Source organism: Lysobacter tyrosinilyticus, assembly GCF_054779815.1.
The window spans coordinates 318836-336318 of the sequence record NZ_BAAGXN010000013.1 but is presented as its reverse complement, the minus strand read 5'-3'; the positions used below and the strand labels follow the sequence as shown (position 1 = coordinate 336318).

Genomic DNA, 17483 nt, shown 5'->3' with positions numbered 1-17483 from the left:
GCAGGCTTATTCCACCGTCACCGATTTCGCCAGGTTGCGCGGCTTGTCCACGTCGGTACCGCGTGCGAGTGCCGCATGGTAGGCCAGCAGCTGCACCGGGATCGCATGCACGATCGGCGACAGCACGCCGACGTGGCGCGGCGTGCGGATCACGTGCACCTGCTCGGATTCGCCGAACTGACTGTCCGCATCGGCGAACACGAACATCTCGCCGCCGCGCGCACGTACTTCCTGGATGTTGGACTTCACCTTCTCGAGCAGCGAATCGTTCGGCGCGATCACCACTACCGGCATCTCGCTATCGACCAGCGCGAGCGGGCCGTGCTTGAGCTCGCCGGCCGGGTAGGCCTCGGCGTGGATGTAGGAGATTTCCTTGAGCTTGAGCGCACCTTCCAACGCGATCGGATAGTGCATGCCGCGACCGAGGAACAGCGCATGCTGCTTCGGCGCGAAGCGGTCGGACCAGACGACGATCTGCGGCTCCAGGTTGAGCGCGTGCTGCACGCTACCCGGCAGCTGGCGCAGGGCTTCCAGGTACTCGGCTTCCTTCTGCGCATCCAGGCGACCGCGCAGCTTGGCGATCGTGCAGGTCAGCGTGAACAGCGCGACCAGCTGCGTGGTGAAGGCCTTGGTCGAGGCCACACCGATCTCGGCGCCGGCACGGGTGTAGTAGACGAGGCGGCTGGCGCGCGGGATCGCGCTTTCGGGCACGTTGCAGATCGACAGCGTCCGGTCGTGGCCGAGCGACTTCGCGTACTTGAGCGCTTCCATCGTGTCGAGCGTTTCGCCGGATTGCGAAATCGTCACGATCAGCTGCTTCGGATTGGCGACCACGCTGCGGTAGCGGTACTCGCTCGCGATGTCGACCGCACACGGCAGCCCGGTGATCGCTTCGATCCAGTAGCGCGCAGTCATGCCGGCGTAGGAACTGGTGCCGCAGGCGATGATCTGCACGCCTTCGATGTCGGCCAGCACGCTGGCCGCATCCTTGCCGAACAGCTCCGGCGAGAAGCCGCCGTTGTCCATCACCGCCTCAATGGTGTCGGCGATGGCGCGCGGCTGCTCGTGGATTTCCTTCTGCATGAAGTGGCGATACGGACCCAGCTCCAGCGAAGCCAGCGACACGTCCGACACGTGCACGTCGCGCTCGATCGCACGGCCTTCGGCGTCGAACAGACGCACCGCTTCGCGCGTGATCTCGGCGGTGTCGCCTTCCTCGAGAAAGATCACGCGGCGCGTGGCCTGCACGATCGCGGATACGTCGCTGGCAACGAAGTTCTCGCCCTCGCCCAGGCCGACCAGTAGTGGACAACCCATGCGCGCTGCGACCAGGCGGCCCGGCTCCTGCCGGCTCACCACGGCCAGCGCGTAGGCGCCGTGCAGCTCGCGCACGGTGTGCTGGAGCGCGCCCAGCAGGTCGTCGCCACCCTTGAGGTGATGGTGGATGAGATGGGCGATGACTTCGGTATCGGTCTGCGATTCGAACTCATAGCCGAGCTGGCGCAGGCGTTCGCGTTGCTCTTCGTGGTTCTCGATGATGCCGTTGTGCACCAGCGCCACACCGTGGCTGATGTGCGGATGCGCGTTGGCTTCGGTGACGCCGCCATGGGTTGCCCAGCGGGTATGGCCGATGCCGAGGCGTGCGGTGAAGTGTTCGGCCTGCGCGGCGGCTTCCATCTCGGCAACGCGGCCGGTGCGGCGCACGCGGCGCACCTCGCTCGTGCTGCCATCGCCATCGACCACGGCGATGCCGGCGGAGTCGTAGCCACGGTATTCGAGGCGCTTGAGGCCTTCGATCAGGACGGGAACCACATCGCGATTCGCGATCGCGCCGACGATGCCGCACATGGACGGGAAATCTCTTGCTGGAAAGGTCAGCAGTTTACCGCCTGCGCGCAAATGCCTTGTCGTGGGTCTGCGCATCACAACGGATGCATGGGCGAAACGATTCAGCCGCGACGGCCCGAGTGTCCGCGCGGACAGTTCTGTCCGCGCGGACACCTGCGGACACGCAAAGTAGTCATTGAAAATCAAGTAGTTACAGTTGGCACGCGTTCTGCTTAACAGGGAACAGGACTCCTCACAGACGCGCACCCCATGAGCATTCGCGACACCTCCGCCCAGGACCGGCCCATTCACGCCGCCACCGCGCCATCGCGCGCGCTGTCGCCGCGCCGCCGCCAGTGGCTGTATGCGGGCGTGGGTGCAACCGGGCTGGTCGTGGTGATGGGCTGGCTGCTCTCCGGCTGGACCGCCGGCGCGCACTCCTTTGATGCTGAGCGCCTGCGCATCGCCCCGGTGACCCGTGGCGATCTGGTCCGCGACATCTCCGCCGACGGCCGCGTCATCGCCGCCAACAGCCCCACGCTGTATGCGATCGCGGGCGGCACGGTGACGCTGAAGATCGTCGCCGGCGACAAAGTCGCCAAGGATCAGCCGCTCGCCGAAATCGACAGCCCCGAATTGCGCAGCAAGCTCGCGCAGGAGCAGGCCGCGCTCGCCGGCCTGGAAGCCGAAGCGAGCCGCGCCGCGCTCGATGCCCAGATCACCCGTTCCAACGCGCGCAAGCTGCTCGACCAGGCCCAGATCGATCGTCAGGCCGCACAGCGCGACCTGGAACGCAATCAGCGCGCCTACGAAGGCGGCGCCGTCGCGCAGATCGACGTGGCGCGCGCCCAGGACATTCTGAAGAAGGCCGACCTGGGCCTGGGCAGTGCCCGCAAGGACTTCGGCCTGCTCGGCGAAGGCGCGGGGCTCGACCTGCGCAACAAGCGCCTGCTCGCCGATCGCCAGCGCGCGGTCGTGACCGAACTGCAACGCCAGGTCGACGCGCTCACCCTGCGCGCACCGTTTGCCGGCCAGGTCGGCCAGGTGATGGTGGCGCAGCGTCAGAACGTCGCGATCAATGCGCCGGTGCTGAGCGTGGTCGACCTGTCCGTATTTGAAGTCGAGATAAAAGTGCCCGAGAGCTTCGCGCGCGACCTCGCCATCGGCATGCCGGCGCAGGTCACCGCTTCCACCGGCACGCTCGCCGCGGAAATCTCCGCGGTGTCGCCGGAAGTGGTGAACGGTGAAGTCACCGGTCGCCTGCGCTTCAAGGCCCTGCAGCCGCCAGGCCTGCGCCAGAACCAGCGCCTGAGCGTGCGCATCCTGCTCGACACGCGCCGCAACGTGCTGATGGTCGAACGCGGTCCGTTCCTGGAACAGGGCGGCGGCAACAGCGCCTACGTGATGGACGGCAGCAGTGCGATCAAGCGTCCGCTCCGCACCGGCGCCAGCAGCCTGGGCGCGGTCGAGATTCTCGGCGGCGCCAAGGAAGGCGATCGCATCGTGGTATCCGGCGCCGACGGTTTCGGCGAATCCGAAAAAGTCCGCATCACGGGAGAATGACCATGGCCCTGCGTCCCGATACAACTCTGCCGGCCTATCCGGCTCACGAATTCCCGCGCAACTGGTCCGCCCTGGACCTCGCTGATGCCATTCCGCTGCGGCTGTCCGAACGGATCAAGCTGGGCCTGGTTGATCTGGACGGCGCGCCGGACACCGCCAACGGCCCATTTGCCGCGCCGGCCGCGCCGCAGTGGCGCCATCGCGGTTACCTGCGCGCCGCTGCGCTGCCCACCTATATCCGGGTGCGCTGACGCGCGCCCCATCGGAGAACGTTATGAACACCGACATCACTCATTCGCTTCCGTTTCCCCGGAACTGGTCGGCGCAGGACCTGGCCGACGCCATCCCACGCCGACTGTCCGATCTGATCACGCCGGAACTGATGCGCTTCGAGCGCAAAGACGAAGCCGCCAATGGCGTCGCGCTCGCGCCGTGGGCCTTCGACTGGCGCCGCCACGACCGCGATGAACCCCTTTTCCGCGTGCGCTGAAGCGCGCATCGCCCCGAATATCAAGCTGACTACAAGGATCCCGCCATGCTGCACATGCAAGCCGTCACCAAGGTCTATCGCACCGAACTCGTCGAAACCCACGCCCTGCGTTCGCTCGACCTGCATGTGCGCGAAGGCGAATTCGTCGCCGTGACCGGTCCTTCCGGTTCGGGCAAGACCACGTTCCTTAACATCGCCGGCCTGCTCGAGGAATTCACCGGCGGCACCTACATGCTCGATGGCCAGGACGTGCGCGGTCTGTCCGACGACGCGCGCAGCAAGCTGCGCAATCACAAGATCGGTTTCATCTTCCAGAGCTTCAACCTGATTCCCGATCTCAACCTGTTCGACAACGTCGACGTGCCGCTGCGCTATCGCGGCTTCAACGCCGCCGAGCGCAAGCAGCGTATCGAGAAGGCGCTGGCCCAGGTCGGCCTGGGCTCGCGCATGAAGCACTATCCCGCCGAATTGTCGGGCGGCCAGCAGCAGCGCGCGGCGATTGCGCGTGCTCTGGCCGGCACGCCGCGGTTGCTGCTCGCCGACGAACCCACCGGCAACCTCGACTCGCAGATGGCGCGTGGCGTGATGGAACTGCTGGAGGAGATCAACGCCGCCGGCACCACGATCGTCATGGTGACCCACGATCCGGAACTGGCCGCACGCGCGCAACGCAATGTGCATATCGTCGACGGCATGGCGACCGACATTTCGGTCGAGTCGAGCTTGATGCGTGCGCGTGAGCTTGCGAGCGCCGCCGAATCCAACCCGACCGCCTGAGGCCGCCGCCATGATCGGCTATTACTTCAACCTGGCCCTGCGCAGCTTCAGGCGCAACAAGGTCCTGACCGCGCTGATGGTGCTGGCCATCGCGCTGGGCATCGGCGCGGCGATGACCACATTGACCGTATTCCACGTGCTGTCCGGCGATCCGCTGCCGGGCAAGAGCAGCACCTTGTTCTATCCGCAGCTCGATCCGCAGACGATGGACGAGTACCACAAGGGCGAGGAGCCAGCCGACCAGCTCACCCGCTTCGACGCCGAAGCACTGCTCAAGGCGAAGCGCGCCGACCGGCAGGCGCTGATGACCGGTGGCGGCGTGGCAATCCAGCCGCAGCGCGCCGGATTGCTGCCATTCCTGGTGGATTCCCGTTACACCAGCGCGGACTTCTTCCCGATGTTCGACGTGCCGTTCCTGTACGGCAGCGGTTGGGATGCGGCTGCCGACGAGGCGCACGCGCGCGATGTGGTGATCGACAAGGCGCTCAACGAGAAGGTGTTCGGCGGCGCCAACAGCGTAGGCAAGACACTGCGCATCGACGACACCGACTTCCGCATCGTCGGCGTGCTCGACAGGTGGCGTCCGGCGCCGAAGTTCTACGACATGAACACCAGTCAGCACGGCTACGGCAAGGCCGAGCAGGTGTTCCTCCCGTTCTCGACCTCGCGCGATCTGGAGCTCGGCCGCAGCGGCAACATGAACTGCTACGACCAGCGTCCCGATGGCATGAAAGCGACCGACCTGGGCGCGCCCTGCGTGTGGATGCAGTTCTGGGTCCAGCTCGATACGCCGCAAAAGGTCAAGGAATACCAGACCTTCCTCGAGAACTATTCCGACCAGCAGCGCGCCGCCGGTCGCTTCCATCGTCCCACCAACGTGCGGCTGCGCGACCTGATGGGGTTCATGCAATTCAACAAGGTCGTGCCAGAGGACGTGAACCTGCAGATGTGGCTGGCCTTCGGTTTCCTGCTGGTGTGTCTGCTCAACACCGTGGGCCTGTTGCTCGCCAAGTTCATGCGCCGCTCGGCTGAAATCGGCGTGCGCCGCGCGCTGGGTGCCTCGCGTGGCGCGATCTTCGCGCAATGCCTGATCGAAGCGGTATCGGTCGGTCTGGTTGGCGGTGTCCTGGGTCTCGCGCTCGCCGAGCTCGGCTTGTGGGCGGTACGCCAGCAGCCGGTCGAACATGCCGACCTCGCGCACCTGGATCCGCTGATGCTGCTCACTACTTTCGCGTTGGCGATCGTCGCCAGCCTGTTCGCCGGCGCCCTGCCTGCATGGCGCGCCTGCCAGGTCACGCCCGCCATCCAGCTCAAGACCCAATGAGGCCCGTCATGGATATCCGCCCCATTCTCTCCACCCTGCGCCGGCACAAGACCGCGGCTGCGCTGATCGTGCTCGAGATCGCCCTGAGCTGCGCGATCATCTGCAACGCCGTGTTCCTGATCAGGGAACGCATCGATCGCCTCAGCATGCCCAGCGGCGTTGCCGAGGACGAAATCGCAGTGATCAACGTCTCCGGCATCGGCAAGGACCAGAACGCCTCGACGCTGACGCGCGAAGATCTCGCCGCGCTGCACACGGTTCCCGGCGTCACCGCGGCGGCGGCGACGAACGAAGTGCCGCTGGGACGCTCGTCCTGGAACAACGGCGTATCGACCCGCCCGGATCAGAAAGTGTCGACGCTCAATGCAACCACTTACATGGATAGCGGCGAACTGCGTCGCACCTTGGGCACGACGCTGATCGCCGGTCGGGATTTCAACGCCGACGAGTTCCAGGACTTTTCCGACGAAGCCTTCGGCAAATTCCAGGGCAGCGCCATCATCACCAGGGCGATGGCTGAGAAGCTGTTCCCAGGCAAGAGCGCGGTGGGCCAGGTGGTGTACTTCGGCGATGAGAAGCCGATCACCGTGGTCGGCGTGGTCGACCGCCTGATCCGGCCGTATTTCGGTCCGGACGACATGCTGCCGGAGTACTCGATGCTGCTGCCGCTGCGCATGCCCTACGACGTCGGCGGGGTCTACATGCTGCGCACCAACGATCCCGGCCAGCGCGAGCGCGTACTCAAGGACGCGGTGAAGGTCCTGCAGAAGAACAGCCCCAACCGTCTGATCCTCGACCAGAAGACGTTCACCCAGGTCCGCGGCGAATTCTTCCGCCAGGACCAGTCGATGGTCTGGCTGCTGATCGCGGTATGCATCGCGTTGCTGGTGGTGACTTCGCTCGGCATCGTCGGCCTGGCCAGCTTTTGGGTGCAGCAGCGCACCAAGCAGATCGGCGTGCGCCGCGCGTTGGGTGCGACCCGCGGCCAGGTGCTGCGTTACTTCCAGACCGAGAACTTCCTGCTCGCCACGCTGGGCATCGTGATCGGCATGATCGGCGCGTACGGCATCAACCAGCTGTTGATGAGTGCGTACGAGCTGCCGCGCCTGCCAGCGTTGTATCTGCCCATCGGCGCGCTGGTGCTGTGGTCTCTGGGCCAGCTGTCGGTGCTGGGTCCGGCTCGCCGTGCCGCGGCGGTGCCGCCGGCGGTGGCGACGCGTTCGGTGTGACTACCATCCCTAGGCTCTGGAGCATTCCCGCATGACCATTCGCACCACGCGTATCAGCATCGCCCTGTCGCTGCTGGCCTTGTTCGTCGCTGTTCCGAGCACCGCCGCGCCGGCTGCGACGGTGCCGGACCCGCTGTTCACCACCGTCGCCGCGCTCGACAGCGCCGTATTCGACGCCTTCAACCGCTGTGATCAGCCCGGTCAGCTGCAACGCCACGGCGATTACTTCGACGAGGCCGTCGAGTTCTACCACGACACGGGCGGCGTGACCTGGAACCGGCGCGACATGATCGCCAACACCCAACGGTATGTATGCGGTAAGTTCCATCGCGAACTCGTATCCGGCAGCCTGAAGGTGTTTCCGATCAAGGACTACGGCGCGATCGCGCAGGGCACGCACACCTTCTGCCAGACCGACAGCGGGAAGTGCGAGGGGATGGCGGATTTCGTCATCGTCTGGCATCAGGACGGCGCGCAGTGGCGGATCACTCGCGTCCTCAGCTACGGCCACCATTCCAACACGACGGCGCCATAATCGGTGGCCCGCGGTACTCTTGTGTATGCCAACGATCCTGGTCATTGACGACAACCCCTCCGTCGCCACCGCGCTGGAGACACTGTTCTCGCTGCACGACATCGACACCCGCGCAGTGACCACGCAGGAAGAAGGGCTCGCGCTGCTGGCGCGCGAGCCCTTTGATCTGGTGGTGCAGGACATGAACTTCCATGCCGACACCACCTCGGGCGAGGAAGGCGTCGAGCTGTTCGCGAAGATCCGCGCCGCGTACCCGGATCTTCCGGTGATCCTGCTCACCGCATGGACGCATCTCGAATCGGCGGTCGACCTGGTCAAGGCCGGCGCCGCCGATTACCTCGCCAAGCCATGGGACGATCGCAAGCTGCTCGCCACGGTGAACAATCTGCTGGAACTGTCGCTCGCGCGGCAGGAGCTGGCGCGTCACCGCAATAGCGAGCGTCGTCGGCGCAGTGCACTGGAGCGCGAATACGACCTGCGTGGACTGGTGTACGCCGATCCCGCCAGCGAAGCGGCGCTGTCGCTCGCCTGCCAGGTTGCGCGCGCCGATCTGCCCGTGCTGATCACCGGCGCCAATGGTGCCGGCAAGGAGAAGTATGCGGAGATCATCCACGCCAACTCGGCGGTGAAGAATGGCCCGTTCGTCGCGCTCAATTGCGGTGCATTGCCCGGCGAATTGATCGAAGCCGAACTGTTCGGCGCCGAAGCCGGCGCCTACACCGGCGCCAACCGTGCGCGCGAAGGCAAGTTCGAAGCCGCCGACGGCGGCACCTTGTTCCTCGACGAGATCGGCACGCTGCCCCTCGCCGGCCAGGTGAAGCTGTTGCGCGTGCTGGAAACCGGTCGCTTCGAGCGCCTGGGCGGCAACCGCGAACGCACGGTCAAGGTACGCGTGATCAGCGCGACCAACGCCAACCTGCCGGCGCTGATTGCCGCCGGCCACTTCCGCGAAGACCTGTATTACCGGCTCAACGCGATCGAAGTGCGCCTGCCGCCATTGGCACAGCGACCCGACGACATCCTGCCGCTGGCGCGGCACTTCCTGCCTGGCGGCAAGCAGCTCGACGCCGAGGCCGAGCGTGCGCTGCTCGCGCATGCCTGGCCCGGCAACGTGCGCGAACTGCGCAACTCCATCCAGCGTGCGTCGCTGCTCGCACGCGGGGAACGCATTCGCGCGGCCGATCTGGGCCTGCCCGCGCGGGAGTCGCGCCCGCCTTCTACCCCGGCCAATGGTGAGGAACCTGATCGCGCCACGATAGAAGCCGCGCTTACCCGCGCCGGCGGTGTGGTCGCGCAGGCCGCGAGCGAGCTGGGACTGTCGCGACAGGCGCTGTATCGGCGCCTGGAACGTCTCGGGATCGACCGGACCTGACCATGCGCAACTTGCGCCAGTTCATCCCGTTGAGCGTGCAGTTCGCTGCGATCGCAGTGGTTTACATGGCCGCGGCAGTCGCACTGACGCTGCTGCTCACGCGCTGGGTAACGAATACGTGGCTGGCAGGTGCCATCGTGGTCGTCGTGCTGGTGCCGCTGCTGATGTATCACGTGCGACGCGCCTTCGCGCCGATGAACTCGCTGTTCCGCGCACTGGCCGGCACGGTGGCGAGCTATCGTGACGGCGACTTCGCCTTCGGCCTGTCGTGGCAGGGCAAGGGTGACCTCGGTGCGCTCGTCGCCAGCCACAACGAGCTCGGCGATGCATTGCGCGAACAGCGTCTGGCGCTGGTGCAGCGCGAACTGTTGCTCGACACCATGGTGCAGAACACGCCGGTGGCGATGCTGCTGATCGACCCGAGCCGGCGCATCGTCCTGGGCAACATCGCCGCACGCAAACTGCTGGGCGAAGGCAAGCGCCTGGAAGGCCTGAGTTTCCAGGCGCTGCTCGAAGGCGCACCGGACGCACTGCGCGAGGCCTTCGAACGCGGCGGCGACGGCATGTTCACCGTGGGCGACGAGGACAACGAGGACATCTATCACCTCGCCCGCCGCAACTTCCGCCTCAATGGTCGTCGCCACGAACTGGTGCTGCTGCGCCAGCTAACCGCGGAACTGCGCCGGCAGGAAGTGCAGACGTGGAAGAAGGTGATCCGGGTGATCAGCCATGAGTTGAACAATTCGCTGGCGCCGATCGCTTCGCTCGCCCACTCCGGCGCCGAGCTACTGCGCCGTGGCCAGCTGGAACGGTTGCCGACCGCGCTGTCGACGATCGAGGAGCGCGCGCGCCACCTGGAAGGCTTCATCCGCGACTACGCACGCTTCGCCAAGCTGCCAGCGCCGCGCCTGGAATCGGTGCCGTGGCCGCGTTTCGTCGCACAGCTGCGCGCGCAGGTGGAGTTCGTCTACGACGGTCCGGAATCGCCCGATGCCATTGCCCGCATCGACGTCGCGCAGTTGGAGCAGGCGCTGATCAACCTGCTCAAGAACGCGCACGAATCTGGATCACAGCCGGAAGACGTCGGTCTTTCGCTGCGACGCCTGCCTGAAGCCTGGCGCGTCGACGTGCTCGATCGCGGCAGCGGCATGAACGAGCAGGTGCTCGCCAATGCGCTGCTGCCGTTCTATTCGACCAAGCGCCACGGTACCGGCCTGGGCCTGGCGCTTGCGCGCGAGATCGCCGAAGCCCACGGCGGGCGCATCGCCCTGCTCAATCGCGAGGGCGGCGGGTTGTGCGTGTCGCTGGTGCTGCCAACGTAAAAGTCGCCCGCTGTCGCCTTGTAGAGCGGAGCTTGCTCCGCTGCTCTTGCTGGGGTGAACTGCCGGTGTCGACCTGAACGAAATGCAGCGGAGCAAGCTCCGCTCTACAAAGCCAGCGCGCTCCGACTGCTAGCCCGCAGCGCTACTTGGGCTTCTTCACCGGTCGCTGCCAGCCATCAACCGTTATCTGCCGGCCGCGTGCAACGCTGAGCTTGTCGGCCGGTGCGTCCTTGGTGATCACCGAACCAGCACCGACGGTGGCGTTCTTGCCCACGGTCACGGGTGCCACGAGGGAGGAATTCGTCCCAATGAATGCACCGTCTTCGATGGTGGTGACGAACTTGTTCACGCCGTCGTAGTTGCAGGTGATCGTGCCGGCGCCCACGTTGACGCGACTGCCGATCACCGCGTCGCCGAGATAGGCCAGATGATTGGCCTTGCTCGACACGCCGAGCCTGGCGTTCTTGGTTTCCACGAAGTTGCCGATATGCACGCCATCGGCGAGCACCGTGCCCGGGCGCAGGCGTGCGAACGGCCCGATCAGCGCGGCACCTTCGACCACCACGCCGTCGAGGTCGCAATGCGCGCGCACTTCGGTGCCCGGACCCAGCGTCACGTCCTTCAGGCGGCAGAACGGGCCGACGCGCACGCCGTCGGCGAGATTTACTTCACCCTCGAACACGACATCGACGTCGATTTCGACATCCGAACCCACGCTGACTCGGCCGCGGATATCCAGACGGGCCGGATCGGCAACGCGCGCGCCCTGCAGGCACAGCGCGCGCACCACGCGCCTCTGGTACGCGCGCTCAAGCTGCGCGAGCTGCCACGGATCGTTGGCGCCCTCGGTCTCGATCGGATCGATGACGTGCACCATCTCGGCGGCATCGAATTCGGTCGAAGCGGAAGCGAACACGTCGGTCAGGTAGTACTCGCCCTGCACGTTGTCGTTGCGCAGATGCTCCAGCCAACGGCGCAACGGCTCGCCGTCGGCGACGATAATGCCGGTGTTGACGGTCCTGATCTCGCGCTGGTCTTCGTCGGCGTCCTTGTGCTCGACGATGCGGCCGACCCGGCCTTCCGGATCACGCAGCACGCGGCCATAACCAGTGGGATCAGCGAGGTCCGCGACCAGCACGGCGAGACGGCCGGGCGCGGCGAGCAGGCGCTGCAGCGTTTCGGGCGTGATTAGCGGCACGTCGCCGTAGAGGACCAGCACGCGCGCATCGGTCGGCACGTTCGGTATGACCTGCTGCACGGCGTGGCCGGTGCCGAGTTGTTGCGCCTGTTCGGCCCAGGTCAGATCGTTGTCGCCAATGAACGCGTCGCGCACCGCTTCGCCGCGATGGCCGTAGACCACGTGGATGCCAGCGGGATCCAGTGCGCGTGCGCTGTCGATCACATGCGCCAGCATCGGCCGCCCGGCGATCTTCTGCAGCACCTTGGGCAGGCTGGACTTCATGCGCTTGCCTTCGCCGGCGGCGAGGATGATGACGTGCAGGGGTGCCGACATTGGGGTGTCCGTGCGATGGAGATGTGGTGGCATTTTAGGACGCACTGATAGCATGCCGCGATGACCACGGACGCATCTTTTTCAGCTGCCGGACACGATGCCGGCGCGCCCGTCGCCCCTGCTTGGCAACGAGGCCTGCTTTGGCTGGGGGTTCCTGCATGCCTGGTGGGACTCGCCACCACGGGCATCGCCGCGCAATGGCGCGGCGGCCGTTTCGCCGAATTGATCGTGCTGGCACTGATCAACCTGGCGCTCGCCGCCGTGCTGCGGCGCACGCTGCGCTGGCGCATGGCGAGCGGCCTTGCGCTTGCCTGGTTGTTGGCCTTGGTGTTCTTCGTGGGCGTAATCCCCGCCACGGCAACGATGCTATTCGGCTTGGCCGCACTGGCGCTGGGCGGCCTCTTCGATCGGCACGCACCGGCCGCGCTGCGTCTGGCCTGCGGCTGGGTCGTCATCGGCGGCACGCTGGGCTGGTTGTTACCGCTGCCCGTGCACTACCGCGCCGCGTATCTGCTCCCGGCACTGGTGCTGATCGCGTGGCGCTGGCGTGCCCTGGCCGAGTCATGGCGCGAAGCGATGACGGAGTGGCACCAGGTAATCGACTCCGCGCCACGCATCGCGGCGTTCGCGGTGCTGTGCCTCGGACTGGCGAGCACAGCGTGCTGGTTGCCGACCATGCAGGCCGACGACCTGGTGTATCACCTTCGCCTGCCATGGCAGCTGACGCTGCAGCATCGCTATCCGCTCGAGCCCGGCCTGCACATCTGGTCGCTGGCCCCCTGGCTGGCAGACGTGGTGCAGGCGGTGCCGCAGCTGATCGCGGGCGAGGAAGCGCGTGGCGCGGTGAATGCGCTCTGGATCGTGGTGACGGCGGCAGGCGTGTGGCGCCTGGCTGTCGCGCTCGGTGGCGGCACGCGCGCGGCCTGGTTGGCCGTGGCCCTGTACGCGAGCGTGCCACTCACCGGTGGCCTTGCAGGCGGCATGCAAACGGAGCTGCCGACCGCGGCGCTGCTGGTGTGGCTGGTATGGATCATCATCGACCGCGCGGAACATCCGCGACGTTTGTGGATCGGCGCGATCCTGTTGGGCGGATTGCTCGCATTGAAGCTGGCGTCGGCCGCGTTCGCGCTGCTGTTGCTGCCGCTCGCGTTGTGGACGCATCGGCGTCTACCGGGACTCGTGGCGATGCTTGGCGCGAGCGCGCTGGCGCTGGTCCTCGCCGGCTCGAGCTACGTCTACGCGGCCTGGATGGCGCGCAATCCCGTGCTGCCCTTGTTCAACGCGTGGTTCCGGTCGCCTTACTACGACTATGCCAACTTCGACGATGCACGCTGGCACGCCGGCTTCGACGCGGCGTTGCCGTGGAATCTCACCTTCCATACCGATCGCTATCTGGAAGCCTTTGCCGGCGGTGGTGGCTTCATCCTGATCGCATTGGCCGGCGCCTGGCTGCTTGCACTCGCGACGCGACGCACCACCGCCGTCGCCATAGCCGCGACGGCATCGCTGATGCTGGCCCTGCTGCCGATGCAATATCTGCGTTACCTCTTTCCTGCGCTCGTATTGATGCTGCCGCTGTTGTCACTCACCGTCATGCGCATCGATCCGCGACGCGCCGCTTGGCTGCTGATCGGCGTATGCGTGCTGAATTTCGCCTTCCAGGCCAACAGCTTCTGGCTGCTGCGCATCGGGCTGGTAAAGATGACGCTCAAGGAAGCCGGGAACGACACCGCCGCGTTTCGGGCCTATGCGCCGGAGCGCGATCTGCTTGCAACCATTCGCATGACTTCGCACCGCAACGTGCTCGCGCTCGACCCGCAACGCCCTTATGTAGCCGAGCTCGGCGTGCAGGGACGCAGCATTTCCTATTACGACCGCTCGCTGCGCGATGCCGCGCAACAAGCCGAACGCGATTTGACCGGCACCGCCTGGGCGGAGCTCCTGCGCCGCGCGGAGATCAGCGATGTGCTCGTGCATCCTGGCGTGTCGACGCCTGCGCAACAGGCGGCGCTCGCGCGCGTAGGCGCGGTGCGGCGGCAGGTCGCCGGTGATCTGGAGTGGTGGCATGTTCCGGCGGAGGACATGCGATGAGCCTGTTGCGCCAAGGCAGTCACTACATGGCGATCGGACTGCTGCAATACATCGTGGACTGGGGCGTGATGGTGACGCTCAGTCATTTCGGCTTGTCGGTGGAAATCGCCAATGTCGCCGGACGCATCAGCGGCGCGACTCTGGGCTTCTGGCTCAACGGCCGCATCACCTTTGCGAGTGAAACCAGCAAGCTGGGACGGCGCCAGCTGCGGCGTTTCGTGCTGCTGTGGCTGGTCATGACCGCGCTGAGCACTTGGACCATCGGCACGGTGGAAAACCAGGCCGGCCTGCAGTGGGCGTGGTTGGCGAAGCCGGTGGTCGAATTGGTGCTGGCCGCGATGAGCTTCACCGTGTCGCGACATTGGGTGTACCGGCATTGAGTCCAATGAGCGCTTGGGTTTTGTAGAGCGGAGCTTGCTCCGCCGTTCTTGCGGTTCGGGCGAAAAGCAGCCGAGCAAGCTCGGCTCTACAAAGACCAAAAACAAAAACGCCGGCGCGAGGCCGGCGTTTTCGTAGATCAGGACGCGAAGTCCGCGCTCAGTGCTTCATGTTCTTGCGCAGACGTTCCAGCGCCTGCAGCTGCGCCAGGCTCATCGCGAGCTGGGCTTCGGCTTCTTCGGCGCTCATCTTCGGATCCTTCTTGGCCAGGATGCGCTCGGCTTCTTCCTTGGCCTTGCGGACCGCGGCTTCGTCGATGTCCTGCGCGCGGATCGCGGTGTCGGCCAGCACGGTCACGACCTGCGGCTGCACTTCGAGGATGCCGCCCGAAACGGCGAAGTCCAGCTGCTCGCCGCCCGGCAGGGTCACGACGACCTTGCCCGGCTTCAGGCGCGTGATCAGCGGGGCGTGACGCGGCGCGATGCCGAGTTCGCCCAGTTCGCCGGTCGCGACCAGGAGTTCGGCTTCACCGTGGAAGATTTCGTCTTCGGCGCTGACGATGTCGCAACGGAAGGTGGTCATGTGTCTCTCTTTGTAGGGCGGGCTATCAACCCGCCACTCTTCGATCGGTGCTACTCAACTGCCACTCGCAAGGCGGGTCGAAACCCGCCCTACGCAACCGCTGCTTAGGCAGCGATCTTCTTGGCCTTCTCGACCGCTTCTTCGATCGAACCGACCATGTAGAACGCCTGTTCCGGCAGGTGGTCGTATTCGCCGTCGCAGATGCCCTTGAAGCCGCGGATGGTGTCCTTCAACGACACGTACTTGCCCGGCGAACCGGTGAACACTTCGGCGACGTGGAACGGCTGCGAGAAGAAGCGCTCGATCTTGCGGGCGCGGGCCACGGCCAGCTTGTCTTCTTCCGACAGCTCGTCCATGCCCAGGATCGCGATGATGTCCTTCAGTTCCTTGTACTTCTGCAGCGTCGACTGCACGCGACGCGCGGTGTCGTAGTGCTCGTTGCCGATCACGTTCGGGTCGAGCTGACGCGAGGTCGAGTCCAGCGGGTCCACGGCCGGGTAGATACCCAGCGAGGCGATCTGACGCGACAGCACGACGGTGGCGTCGAGGTGGGCGAAGGTGGTCGCCGGCGACGGGTCGGTTAGGTCGTCCGCGGGCACGTACACGGCCTGGATCGAGGTGATCGAACCGGTCTTGGTCGAGGTGATGCGTTCCTGCAGGACGCCCATTTCCTCGGCGAGGGTCGGCTGGTAACCCACCGCCGACGGCATACGGCCGAGCAGCGCCGACACTTCGGTACCGGCCAGCGTGTAGCGGTAGATGTTGTCGACGAACAGCAGCACGTCCTTACCCTTGCCCGACGCGTCCTTCTCGTCGCGGAAGTACTCGGCCATGGTCAGGCCGGTCAGCGCCACGCGCAGACGGTTGCCCGGCGGCTCGTTCATCTGGCCGTACACCATCGCCACCTTGTCGAGGACGTTGGAGTCCTTCATCTCGTGGTAGAAGTCGTTGCCCTCGCGGGTACGCTCGCCCACGCCGGCGAACACGGACAGACCCGAGTGCGCCTTGGCGATGTTGTTGATGAGTTCCATCATGTTGACGGTCTTGCCCACGCCGGCGCCGCCGAACAGGCCGACCTTGCCGCCCTTGGCGAACGGGCACATCAGGTCGATGACCTTGATGCCGGTTTCCAGCAGCTCGTTGGCCGAGGACTGGTCTTCGTACGACGGAGCGGCGCGGTGGATTTCCCACGCGGCCGAGGCCTGCACCGGGCCGGCTTCGTCGATCGGGTTACCCAGCACGTCCATGATGCGGCCGAGCGTGCCGGCGCCGACCGGCACCGAGATGCCCTTGCCGGTGTTGTCGGCGATCAGGTTGCGCTTGAGGCCGTCGGTCGAACCGAGGGCGATCGTGCGCACGACGCCGTCGCCGAGCTGCTGCTGCACTTCGAGCGTGATTGCGGTGTTCTGCACCTTCAGCGCGTCGTACACCTTCGGCACGCTCTCGCGCGGGAATTCGACGTCGACGACCGCGCCGATGATCTGAACGATCTTGCCCTGGTTCATTGCCATAGCCTCTTGATAACTCTTGAATTACTGGTGTGGTGGCGCGTGCAGTCGCTTAGACCGCTGCCGCGCCGCCGACGATTTCGGAGATTTCCTGGGTGATCGCTGCCTGACGGGCCTTGTTGTAGACCAGTTGCAGGGTGCCGATCAGCTTGGTGGCGTTGTCCGACGCCGACTTCATCGCGACCATGCGCGCAGCATGCTCGGAGGCGAGGTTTTCCAGCACCGCCTGGTACACGACCGACTCGATGTAGCGGGTCAGCACATGGTCGAGCACGGTCTTTTCGTTCGGCTCGTAGATGTAGTCCCAGTCGTGGTGCGCGACCTGCGCTTCCGCCGGCGGCACCGGCAGCAGCTGGTCGAACGTCGCACGCTGGACCATCGTGTTGACGAAGTCGTTGTAGGCCAGGAAGACCTTGTCGACCTTGCCTTCGCTGTACGCGTCGGTCATGGCCTTGATCACGCCGACCAGCTGTTCCAGTCGCGGCATGTCGCCCAGGTGCGTGACCGTGGCGAGCATGTTGACCTTCACGCGACGGAAGAACACCGAGGCCTTCTGGCCCACGGTGACCACGTCGACTTCAACACCCTGTTCCTGCCACTTGCGGATTTCGCCGAGCAGCTTGCGGAACATGTTGTTGTTGAGGCCGCCGGCCAGACCACGGTCGGACGACACGATCAGGTAGCCGACGCGCTTGGTTTCCTTGCGCTCGACCAGGTAGGGATGCTGGTAGTCGGTGTTGGCCTGGGCCAGGTGACCGATCACCTGCTTCATCGCGCGCGCGTACGGGCGCGACGACTTCATCCGATCCTGCGCCTTGCGGATCTTGGAGGCCGAGACCATCTCGAGCGCGCGCGTCACCTTGCGGGTGTTCTGCACGCTCTTGATCTTGGTTTTGATTTCGCGTCCGCCTGCCATCTTTCTTCTCGGTAGGGCGGGTTTTAATCCGCCGTTTCGATCACTTGCCCATAGGG

The 17483-nt window shown here is 65.6% G+C and carries 16 protein-coding genes; 11 read left to right on the top strand and 5 right to left on the bottom strand.

Features of this window, described 5'->3' with window-relative positions:
- Positions 1–6 precede the first annotated feature (6 nt).
- Positions 7–1848, bottom strand: a complete 1842-nt coding sequence (gene glmS, locus ACYVGK_RS16265) for a glutamine--fructose-6-phosphate transaminase (isomerizing) (RefSeq protein ID WP_460735592.1) — start codon at positions 1846–1848, stop codon at positions 7–9.
- A 249-nt stretch (positions 1849–2097) separates the two neighbouring features.
- On the opposite strand from glmS, the gene ACYVGK_RS16260 reads away from it, so the two are divergent.
- The 9 genes from ACYVGK_RS16260 (at position 2098) to ACYVGK_RS16220 (ending at position 10439) form a co-directional block, all read left to right on the top strand.
- Complete coding sequence (locus ACYVGK_RS16260) at positions 2098–3390, top strand: efflux RND transporter periplasmic adaptor subunit (RefSeq protein WP_460735590.1); 1293 nt, start codon at positions 2098–2100, stop codon at positions 3388–3390.
- A 2-nt stretch (positions 3391–3392) separates the two neighbouring features.
- Positions 3393–3641 (top strand): hypothetical protein, encoded by a 249-nt coding sequence (locus tag ACYVGK_RS16255; protein ID WP_460735588.1) that lies wholly within the window; start codon positions 3393–3395, stop codon positions 3639–3641.
- A gap of 23 nt (positions 3642–3664) precedes the next feature.
- Positions 3665–3880: a hypothetical protein gene (locus tag ACYVGK_RS16250; RefSeq protein ID WP_460735586.1), complete on the top strand. Its 216-nt coding sequence runs from the start codon at positions 3665–3667 to the stop codon at positions 3878–3880.
- 45 nt (positions 3881–3925) lie between these two features.
- Positions 3926–4657: an ABC transporter ATP-binding protein gene (locus ACYVGK_RS16245; protein ID WP_460735584.1), complete on the top strand. Its 732-nt coding sequence runs from the start codon at positions 3926–3928 to the stop codon at positions 4655–4657.
- A gap of 10 nt (positions 4658–4667) precedes the next feature.
- Positions 4668–5981, top strand: a complete 1314-nt coding sequence (locus tag ACYVGK_RS16240) for an ABC transporter permease (protein WP_460735582.1) — start codon at positions 4668–4670, stop codon at positions 5979–5981.
- Positions 5982–5989: 8 nt separating this feature from the next.
- A complete protein-coding gene (locus tag ACYVGK_RS16235; RefSeq protein WP_460735580.1) occupies positions 5990–7210 on the top strand; it encodes an ABC transporter permease in 1221 nt (406 codons plus the stop codon).
- 31 nt (positions 7211–7241) lie between these two features.
- Positions 7242–7745 (top strand): nuclear transport factor 2 family protein, encoded by a 504-nt coding sequence (locus ACYVGK_RS16230; RefSeq protein ID WP_460735578.1) that lies wholly within the window; start codon positions 7242–7244, stop codon positions 7743–7745.
- Positions 7746–7770: 25 nt separating this feature from the next.
- Positions 7771–9117: a sigma-54-dependent transcriptional regulator gene (locus ACYVGK_RS16225; protein WP_460735576.1), complete on the top strand. Its 1347-nt coding sequence runs from the start codon at positions 7771–7773 to the stop codon at positions 9115–9117.
- A gap of 65 nt (positions 9118–9182) precedes the next feature.
- Positions 9183–10439, top strand: coding sequence for a sensor histidine kinase (locus ACYVGK_RS16220; RefSeq protein ID WP_460735640.1), 1257 nt, complete (start codon positions 9183–9185; stop codon positions 10437–10439).
- A 142-nt stretch (positions 10440–10581) separates the two neighbouring features.
- Here ACYVGK_RS16220 and glmU read toward each other — a convergent pair whose 3' ends face one another.
- Positions 10582–11952, bottom strand: coding sequence for a bifunctional UDP-N-acetylglucosamine diphosphorylase/glucosamine-1-phosphate N-acetyltransferase GlmU (glmU, locus tag ACYVGK_RS16215; RefSeq protein ID WP_460735574.1), 1371 nt, complete (start codon positions 11950–11952; stop codon positions 10582–10584).
- A gap of 60 nt (positions 11953–12012) precedes the next feature.
- On the opposite strand from glmU, the gene ACYVGK_RS16210 reads away from it, so the two are divergent.
- Entirely contained in the window at positions 12013–14043 is a 2031-nt protein-coding gene (locus ACYVGK_RS16210) for a hypothetical protein (protein WP_460735572.1), read from the top strand.
- Positions 14040–14423 (top strand): GtrA family protein, encoded by a 384-nt coding sequence (locus ACYVGK_RS16205; protein WP_460735570.1) that lies wholly within the window; start codon positions 14040–14042, stop codon positions 14421–14423. Before ACYVGK_RS16210 ends, ACYVGK_RS16205 begins: the two co-directional genes overlap by 4 nt.
- Positions 14424–14580: 157 nt before the next feature.
- On the opposite strand, the gene ACYVGK_RS16200 is transcribed toward ACYVGK_RS16205, so the two are convergent.
- From ACYVGK_RS16200 to atpG, 3 genes are all read right to left on the bottom strand, one after another.
- Positions 14581–15003 carry a F0F1 ATP synthase subunit epsilon gene (locus ACYVGK_RS16200; RefSeq protein ID WP_460735567.1) on the bottom strand — a complete coding sequence of 141 codons (423 nt, stop codon included), beginning with the start codon at positions 15001–15003 and terminating at the stop codon, positions 14581–14583.
- Positions 15004–15107: 104 nt separating this feature from the next.
- Positions 15108–16508, bottom strand: coding sequence for a F0F1 ATP synthase subunit beta (gene atpD / locus ACYVGK_RS16195; RefSeq protein WP_460735565.1), 1401 nt, complete (start codon positions 16506–16508; stop codon positions 15108–15110).
- Between the two features lie 55 nt (positions 16509–16563).
- Positions 16564–17427: a F0F1 ATP synthase subunit gamma gene (gene atpG / locus ACYVGK_RS16190; protein ID WP_460735563.1), complete on the bottom strand. Its 864-nt coding sequence runs from the start codon at positions 17425–17427 to the stop codon at positions 16564–16566.
- Positions 17428–17483: the final 56 nt, after the last annotated feature.

What these genes read in the sequence shown, in the direction of transcription:
- glmS (WP_460735592.1), bottom strand. Translation starts at nt 1,848, where the DNA reads ATGTGCGGCATCGTCGGCGCGATCGCGAATCGCGATGTGGTTCCCGTC.
- ACYVGK_RS16260 (WP_460735590.1), top strand. Translation starts at nt 2,098, where the DNA reads ATGAGCATTCGCGACACCTCCGCCCAGGACCGGCCCATTCACGCCGCC.
- ACYVGK_RS16255 (WP_460735588.1), top strand. Translation starts at nt 3,393, where the DNA reads ATGGCCCTGCGTCCCGATACAACTCTGCCGGCCTATCCGGCTCACGAA.
- ACYVGK_RS16250 (WP_460735586.1), top strand. Translation starts at nt 3,665, where the DNA reads ATGAACACCGACATCACTCATTCGCTTCCGTTTCCCCGGAACTGGTCG.
- ACYVGK_RS16245 (WP_460735584.1), top strand. Translation starts at nt 3,926, where the DNA reads ATGCTGCACATGCAAGCCGTCACCAAGGTCTATCGCACCGAACTCGTC.
- ACYVGK_RS16240 (WP_460735582.1), top strand. Translation starts at nt 4,668, where the DNA reads ATGATCGGCTATTACTTCAACCTGGCCCTGCGCAGCTTCAGGCGCAAC.
- ACYVGK_RS16235 (WP_460735580.1), top strand. Translation starts at nt 5,990, where the DNA reads ATGGATATCCGCCCCATTCTCTCCACCCTGCGCCGGCACAAGACCGCG.
- ACYVGK_RS16230 (WP_460735578.1), top strand. Translation starts at nt 7,242, where the DNA reads ATGACCATTCGCACCACGCGTATCAGCATCGCCCTGTCGCTGCTGGCC.
- ACYVGK_RS16225 (WP_460735576.1), top strand. Translation starts at nt 7,771, where the DNA reads ATGCCAACGATCCTGGTCATTGACGACAACCCCTCCGTCGCCACCGCG.
- ACYVGK_RS16220 (WP_460735640.1), top strand. Translation starts at nt 9,183, where the DNA reads ATGGCCGCGGCAGTCGCACTGACGCTGCTGCTCACGCGCTGGGTAACG.
- glmU (WP_460735574.1), bottom strand. Translation starts at nt 11,952, where the DNA reads ATGTCGGCACCCCTGCACGTCATCATCCTCGCCGCCGGCGAAGGCAAG.
- ACYVGK_RS16210 (WP_460735572.1), top strand. Translation starts at nt 12,013, where the DNA reads ATGACCACGGACGCATCTTTTTCAGCTGCCGGACACGATGCCGGCGCG.
- ACYVGK_RS16205 (WP_460735570.1), top strand. Translation starts at nt 14,040, where the DNA reads ATGAGCCTGTTGCGCCAAGGCAGTCACTACATGGCGATCGGACTGCTG.
- ACYVGK_RS16200 (WP_460735567.1), bottom strand. Translation starts at nt 15,003, where the DNA reads ATGACCACCTTCCGTTGCGACATCGTCAGCGCCGAAGACGAAATCTTC.
- atpD (WP_460735565.1), bottom strand. Translation starts at nt 16,508, where the DNA reads ATGAACCAGGGCAAGATCGTTCAGATCATCGGCGCGGTCGTCGACGTC.
- atpG (WP_460735563.1), bottom strand. Translation starts at nt 17,427, where the DNA reads ATGGCAGGCGGACGCGAAATCAAAACCAAGATCAAGAGCGTGCAGAAC.